The following is a 7,129-nucleotide window of genomic DNA, read 5'->3' as shown; positions in this document are numbered from 1 at the left end:
TTCCGGTGCCGGACCCCTGCGCCGGCCCCTCCGGACCCTCAGCCGGAGAAGCCGACGTGCGCGAGCCGTACGGGGCCGCGCAGTCTGAGGCGGACGTCGTGCACACCGTCGGCGGTGAACGCCGTGGCGACGGTGCGGTAGTCGTAGACCCCCCGCGTCGCGACCTGCGGGAGTTCGGCGACCGGCGGGCCGCCGTCCAGGGAGAGTTCGACGGCACCCTCGCCCGCCGCCTCGACGGTGATCCGCGTGGCGCCCTCACCGAAGTCGCAGCCCCGGTAGACGAGTTCGCCCGTGCCGCCGTCCACCGGGGTCACCGCGTCGCCCGCCGCCTTCGTGCGGTCGACGATGGCGGTGTCCCGCTGTTCGTCGAAGTCGGCGGCTTCCAGGCCGCGTTCGAGGACCGGGCGGGGTCCACCCGGCTCGCCTTCGATCTCGACGGTCGCGCTGAGCCGGATGTCCTCGCTGGACGCGCCGACCAGCAGCTCGTACGCGCCGGGCTCCAGACGGCGGCGGCCGTGCGCCACGTCCCAGAACGCGAGCGCCGAGAGCGGGAGTTCGAAGGAGACCGTCGTCGAGGCGCCCGGAGAGAGCCGGAACCTGCGGTGCCCCGCCAGCTCCCGGCGCGGGCGGGGCACGGACGGGGCGACCGCGCGGGTGTAGAGCTGGGCCACCTCGTCGGCGGTCACCGCCGAGGTGTTGGTGACGGTGCAGGAGACCGTCAACGCGTCCGCGTTCCGCCCGACCTGAAGATCCGCGTAGGCGAACGAGGCGTAGGACAGGCCGTGTCCGAAGGGGAACAGGGGAGTGCCCTCGAAATAGAGATAGGTCTGCCGGCCGCCGATCACGTCGTAGTCGTGCAGGCCGGGCAGGTCGTCGTCCCCGGCGTACCAGGTCTGCGGGAGGCGGCCCGCGGGGGAGACGTCACCGGCGAGGACGCGGGCCAGCGCGGTGCCGGCCGCCTGGCCGCCGTGCGCGGTCCACAGCACGGCGGGCAGCTCGGCGTGGTCGACCGCGTACGGGTAGGCGGAGACCAGGGCCAACGCCGTGTCCGGGTTCGCCGCGCGGGCGGCGCGCAGCAACCGCTCCTGATGGGCGGGCAGCCGCAGCGTCGTACGGTCCTCGGTCTCACGGCCGTTGATGTGCGGGTCGTTGCCCGCGACGACGACGACCACGTCGGCCGAGGCGGCGGCGCGGGCCACCGCGTCCTCGCCGCGCTCGCCGAACTCCAGCTCGAAGATCTCGGCGTTCCCGGGCTCCTCCTCGGCAACCTTCACACCGTCGGCGGCGACAGAGACGTACCTGCCCGTCCCCAGGTGCTTCAGGAGGTGGCCGTGCTCATGGGATGCGGAGGGTTCCAGGCGGAAGGTCTCCTGGACGACCCAGCCGCCCGGCCGGTCGGCGGAGGCGCGGACGAAGCCGTCGTCGGCGACCGAGAGGAACCGGCCGTCGGGAGCCCGCAGGGTGAGGATGCCCTCGCCCCAGTCGATCAGCGCCAGTTCGGTGCCGGCGGCGTCGGCCGTCAGCGGGGGCAGGTCCGTGCGGCCCGTGAGCAGCGCCGGGTCGAGGGCGCCCTCGGCGCCGCGCGTCTCGTCGGACCCGCCGTCGTCGGCGGGCACCGCGAGATACCCGCCGGACGACGTCCGCAGGCGTACGCGGTCCACGCCCTCGGCGAAGGCCACGCGCTCGGCGCCGAAGCGCTCGTACAGGCCCTCCAGCGGGGTCGAGCGGTGGATCAGCGTGCCGCTGTACCAGTCGAGCTTGCACTCGTCGGCGAGCAGGCCGACGACCGCGACGCGGACGCCGGGGCCGAGCGGCAGCAGGCCGTCGTTCTTGAGGAGGACGACCGCCTGCTCCGCGGCCTCCCGGGCGAGTGCGCGGTGGGCGGGCGTGTCGAAGTCCTTGGTGTCGGCATAGGGGTCGAGGCGCGGGTCGAACTCGCCCAGCCGGAAGCGCACGGAGAGCTGGCGGCGGACCGCCGCGTCGATGTCCGCCTCGCTCAACAGGCCCCGGGCCAGGGCGCCTTGGACGCGCTCGGCGATCCGCGAGCCGTCCGTGCCGTGGTCGGTGAAGCTGTCGACGCCGGCGAGGAGAGCCGCTGCGGTGGCCTCCTCGTGGGTGTCGAAGTAGTGCTCGGAGTCGACCAGGTTGGAGGGCGCGCCCGCGTCCGAGCAGACCAGCAGCTCCTGGTCGGTCCAGGTGCGCAGGTGCTCGCGCAGATACGGCGAGACGTGGTTGGGGCGGCCGTTGACCAGGTTGTACGCGGGCATCACGCCGGCGACCGCGCCGGCCTCGACGGTCTCGCGGAAGGCGCGCAGATCGTACTCGTGCAGCACGCGCGGGCGGACGGACGAGGACGAAGTGTCCCTGCTCGTCTCGTTGTTGTGCGCGAGCCAGTGCTTGAGGACCGGCGCCGTGCGCCAATAGGCCGGATGGTCGCCGCGCAGCCCACGGGTGTACGCGGTGGCGATGGCGGAGGTGAGCCCCGGGTCCTCCGAGTAGCCCTCCTCGTTGCGGCCCCACAGCGGGTGGCGCAGCAGATTGACCGTGGGGGACCAGACGTTGAGGCCCACGCGGTCGTCGCGGGCGCGCATCGCGCGGACCTCCGCGGAGACGGCCTCCCCGATCCGGCGCACCAGGTCCTCGTTCCAGGTCGCGCCGAGCCCGACGGCCTGCGGGAACACCGTCGCCGGACCCATCCAGGCGACCCCGTGCAGCGCCTCCTGGCCGGTGCGGAAGGCCCGCACGCCGAGTCGCTCGACGGCGGGCGCGAACTGGTGCAGGAACGCGATCCGTTCGTCGAGGGTGAGCCGCGCCAGCAGGTCGTCGATGCGCTTCGCGAACGGCAGGCTCGCGTCACGGAAGGGCGGCATGGGTGGCGTCTGTGCGGTCACGTGGCTGTCCCTTTGCGATGGAGCGGCGAGTCACTTTCGAAGCGCTTCGATGCTCGATCGAACGAGGGGTGGGTGTCAAGACACCCGGGCGCAACAACTCCGATTCCCGACGGTGATGTCAAGTGCCAGGCGGACACGCCTGGTTGTGTGACCCCTCCGAGGAATCTTGGGATCGACCCTTGTGTACCCCTAGGCGTTCACTTAACCTCGCAGCAACATCGAAGCGCTTCGACTGTCGGGCTTCCCTCCCCGGAGGGCACAGTCCTCCGATGACCGCTTCAGCTCAGCCAGATCCACTCAAGACACCGCAGCCGACGGCTCCACCGCCGGGTGTCCTGCTGTGCGCCATGAAGGGTTGACGCAATGACGCCGAACTCCGCCACCTCCGCCCCCAGCCGGAGAAGCTTCCTCGCCTCCACGGCGGTCGCAGCGGCCGCCGTGGCCGGCGGAATGCCGCTGCTCGCCGCCTGCGGCGGCGGACAGGACGGCAAGAAGGACGGCACCACCTCGGGGAAGGACGCCCAGAAGATCCTTCCGACGTTCGTGGCGTCCAGCGTCGTCACGCCCGACCTTCCGTCGAAGAACGGATCGGCGGCGGGGTTCACCCGGGCGATCGACCTGAACGCGCTGAAGACGTCCGTCCCGAAGAAGCTGGGCGCGGGCGGCGACCTGAAGATCATGTCGCCGTTCTGGGGCAGCCCGCCGGCCGGCGACAACGCGTACTACACCGCCATGAACGAGGCCATCGGCGTCAAGGTGACCTGGCAGAACCAGGACGGCAACACCTACGACGAGAAGCTGGGCGCGATCCTCGCCTCCAGCGACATCCCGGACGTGGTGGTCGTCCCGGGCTGGAACCTGAACGGCAAGATACCCAGCGCCATCAACGCCAAGTTCGCCGACCTCGGGCCGTACCTGTCCGGCGACAAGGTCAAGGACTACCCGAACCTCGCGGCCGTACCGACCGACGCCTGGCAGCGCTCCATCTTCGGCGGCCAGTTGCGCGCGATCCCGATGCCGGCCTCGTACGTCACGAACATCGCGCCCTTCTACCGCAAGGACATCTTCGCCAAGAAGGGCTACACCCCGCCCACGTCGCCCGACGAGTTCCTGTCCTGGGCGAAGGAGGCCACCGACGCCAAGGCCAAGGTGTGGGCCTGCGACGACCTCAAGTGGACGGCCTTCAACATCTACGGCGTCCTCAACGGCAGTGACAAGGCGCTGTGGTGGGACCTCCGGGACGGCAAGCTGGTCAACCGGATCGAGACCGACGAGTACCTCGAAGCCCTGGAGTGGACGCGCAAGTTGTACGCGGCGGGCGTCGTCCACCCCGACGCCAAGGCCGTCAAGGGCGACGCGTCCAACCGCTTCACCGCGGGCCAGTCCCTCGTCTTCAACGGCGACCTGTCCTACTGGTACGGCTCGACGGCCGAACAGCGCACCCAGAAGACGGACTTCGAGATGGGCGCATTCGACATCTTCGGCCCCGACGGCGGCGACCCCACGCTCTGGGCCACCCAGCCCGCGGGCATCTTCACCTTCGTCAGCAAGAAGGCGTCCAAGCAGCAGATCAAGGACTTCCTCGCGCTCGCCGACTTCTGCGCGGCGCCGTACGGCACCAAGGAGTACATGCTCACGGTGTACGGCGTCGAAGGCACCGACTACACGCTCAAGGACGGCCTGCCCACCAAGACCACCAAGGGCACCAACGAGGTCAACGGCGCCTACGACTACACCGGTGACCCGGCCGCCTACCTCGCCCACCCCGATCTGCCGGAGATCGCCAAGCTCCAGGTCGAGTGGCAGCAGCGCATGGGCGCCTTCACCAAGAAGTCCTCCTTCTACGGCCTGACGATCACCGAGCCCAACCGGTGGACCAACCTCGCCAACGACTTCGAGCAGCTGGAGGACGACATCGTCCGGGGCCGCAAGAAGATCGGCGACATGCAGCAGGCCGTCGCGGACTGGAAGCGGAAGGGCGGCGACGACCTGCGCGCCTGGTACAAGAAGCTGCTCGACGACAACGGCTCCGCGGCCAAGTGATTCAGGGCTGAGGCAAGGAGAAGGCCGTGTCGAACAGCACGGTGCCTCGGAGCAGGGCCGGGGCGCAGGCGGGCAAGAGCAGCCCGGACGGGAGTCCGCCGGACGGCGCCGCCGGACGCGCCGCCCGACGGCGGGCCGGCCGGAGCGCCGGGCAGGGCGCCGGAAAGCTGAGCTTCCGGCTGCGGTTCCGACGCGACCGCACGCTGATCCTGATGACCCTGCCGGCTGTCGCGTTGGTCCTCGTCTTCACCTACATACCGGTCCTCGGCAACGTCGTCGCCTTCCAGGACTACGACCCGTATCTCAGCGACAACGGCTTCGTCGCGATGTTCGAGAGCCCCTGGACCGGCCTGGAGAACTTCCAGCGGATCTTCGCGGACTCGGCCTTCTGGCACGCCGTCCAGAACACCTTCGTGCTGTTCTTCCTCCAGCTGGTGCTCTACTTCCCGATCCCGGTCCTGCTCGCGCTGCTCATCAACAGTGTGGTCAGACCCCGGGTCCGGGCGGTCGCCCAGGCGGTCATGTACCTCCCGCACTTCTTCTCCTGGGTCCTCGTCGTCACCGTCTTCCAGCAGATCTTCGGCGGGGCGGGCATCATCGCGCAGACCCTGCGCCGACACGGGCACCAGGGCATCGACCTGATGACCGACCCGGGGATCTTCAAGTTCCTGGTGACGGCCGAGGGCGTCTGGAAGGACGCGGGCTGGGGCATCATCGTCTTCCTCGCGGCCCTGTCCGCCGTCTCGCCCGACCTGTACGAGGCCGCCGCCATGGACGGAGCCGGGCGCTGGCGGCGGATGTGGCACATCACGCTGCCCGCCCTGCGCCCGGTGATCGCCCTGCTCCTGGTGCTGCGCGTCGGCGACGCGCTCACCGTCGGCTTCGAGCAACTCCTCCTCCAGCGCGACTCGGTGGGCCCCGGCGCCTCCGAAGTCCTCGACACCTACGTGTGGTGGAACGGCATCCGCAACCAGGACTTCGGATACGCGGCCGCCGCCGGACTCGTCAAGGGTGTCGTCGGCCTGGGGCTCGTCCTGACCGCCAACAAGGTCGCCCATCTCATGGGTGAGCAGGGGGTGTACAAGAAATGACCGCCGTGACGAACGAACCGCGCGACAAACCCGGCCGTTGGGCGGCCCCGCCCCGGCCGACCTGGGAGGAGGAGCCGTCGAAGGCCGGCCTCGCGGGCAAGGGGCTCATCCTTACCCTGGCCGCCCTCGCGATCCTCTTCCCGCTCTGGATCGTCATCGTCACCAGCCTCCAGTCGAAGAAGACCATCGACGCGGCGGGCGGCCTGGTGGTCATCCCCAAGGGTGTCACCTTCGTCGCCTACCAGGAGCTGCTCACCGGCGGGCAGGTGCAGCGCGCCGCGCTCGTCAGCGTCGGCGTGACCCTGGTCGGCACCCTGTTCAGCATGACGGTCTCGGTCCTGTGCGCCTACGGCCTCTCGCGCATCGGGTCGCTCGGCCACCGCTGGTTCCTGATGCTGCTGCTCGCCACGATGTTCTTCGGCGCCGGACTCATCCCCACCTATCTGCTGGTGCAGGCCCTCGGCCTCACCGACAGCTACCTCGCGCTGATCCTCCCCAGCGCGGTCAGCGTCTTCAACATCCTGGTGCTGCGCGCGTTCTTCATGGGCATCTCGCCCGAACTCGTCGACAGCGCCCGCATCGACGGCGCCGGCGACTGGCGCGTCCTGTGGCAGATCGTGATGCCGCTCTCCCGGGCGGTCCTCGCGGTGATCTCGCTGTTCTACGCGGTCGGCTACTGGAGCGCCTGGTTCAACGCCTCCATCTACCTGACCGACCAGGACATGATGCCGCTGCAGAACGTCATGATCCAGCTGGTGCAGAAGCAGGAGCGTCCCGTCGGACTCGCCACGCAGATCAACACCGGCCAGCTGTCGCCGCTCGCCATCCAGATGGCCGTCATGGTGTTGGCGCTGCTGCCGGTGACGGTCCTCTCGCCCTTCGTCCAGCGGCACTTCAAGAAGGGCATGCTCACCGGGGCCGTCAAGGGCTGACCCCGGCCGGCCCCCGTGCCCCTCACTCCGCGGCACCCCTCCACTCGCCGCGGGCGCCCCGCCCCAGGACCGCCGGGGGCCCCGGCGGGGCCCACCCCCCCCCCCCGGGGGGGGGAGGGCCCCCCCCCCCCCCCCCCGCCGGAGAGCCCGCGGCGCGGGGGGGTGGGCGCCC

At 70.5% G+C, this 7,129-nt stretch carries 4 protein-coding genes; 3 read left to right on the top strand and 1 reads right to left on the bottom strand.

Annotated elements, in window-relative coordinates:
- Positions 1–38: 38 nt before the first annotated feature.
- Positions 39–2,891 carry a glycoside hydrolase family 3 C-terminal domain-containing protein gene (locus ACFWBT_RS40340; protein ID WP_385709049.1) on the bottom strand — a complete coding sequence of 951 codons (2,853 nt, stop codon included), beginning with the start codon at positions 2,889–2,891 and terminating at the stop codon, positions 39–41.
- Between the two features lie 363 nt (positions 2,892–3,254).
- On the opposite strand from ACFWBT_RS40340, the gene ACFWBT_RS40335 reads away from it, so the two are divergent.
- From ACFWBT_RS40335 to ACFWBT_RS40325, 3 genes are read left to right on the top strand one after another with little or no spacing between them, the layout of a single operon-like run.
- The gene (locus tag ACFWBT_RS40335; protein WP_385709047.1) at positions 3,255–4,934 is read left to right on the top strand and encodes an extracellular solute-binding protein; all 1,680 of its coding nucleotides are present in this window, start codon (positions 3,255–3,257) and stop codon (positions 4,932–4,934) included.
- Positions 4,935–4,960: 26 nt separating this feature from the next.
- Positions 4,961–6,025: an ABC transporter permease gene (locus ACFWBT_RS40330; RefSeq protein WP_385709045.1), complete on the top strand. Its 1,065-nt coding sequence runs from the start codon at positions 4,961–4,963 to the stop codon at positions 6,023–6,025.
- Complete coding sequence (locus tag ACFWBT_RS40325) at positions 6,022–6,957, top strand: carbohydrate ABC transporter permease (protein ID WP_385709043.1); 936 nt, start codon at positions 6,022–6,024, stop codon at positions 6,955–6,957. Before ACFWBT_RS40330 ends, ACFWBT_RS40325 begins: the two co-directional genes overlap by 4 nt.
- The last annotated feature ends 172 nt before the right edge of the window (positions 6,958–7,129 follow it).

The organism is Streptomyces sp. NPDC060027, assembly GCF_042737005.1.
In the GTDB taxonomy this organism is placed as follows: Bacteria; Actinomycetota; Actinomycetes; order Streptomycetales; family Streptomycetaceae; genus Streptomyces.
The sequence above is the reverse complement of the archived record's forward strand: the minus strand, read 5'-3'. Positions and strand labels throughout refer to the sequence as shown.

Coding starts and splice junctions, on each gene's coding strand:
- ACFWBT_RS40325 (WP_385709043.1), top strand. CDS start 6,022: ATGACCGCCGTGACGAACGAACCGCGCGACAAACCCGGCCGTTGGGCG.
- ACFWBT_RS40335 (WP_385709047.1), top strand. CDS start 3,255: ATGACGCCGAACTCCGCCACCTCCGCCCCCAGCCGGAGAAGCTTCCTC.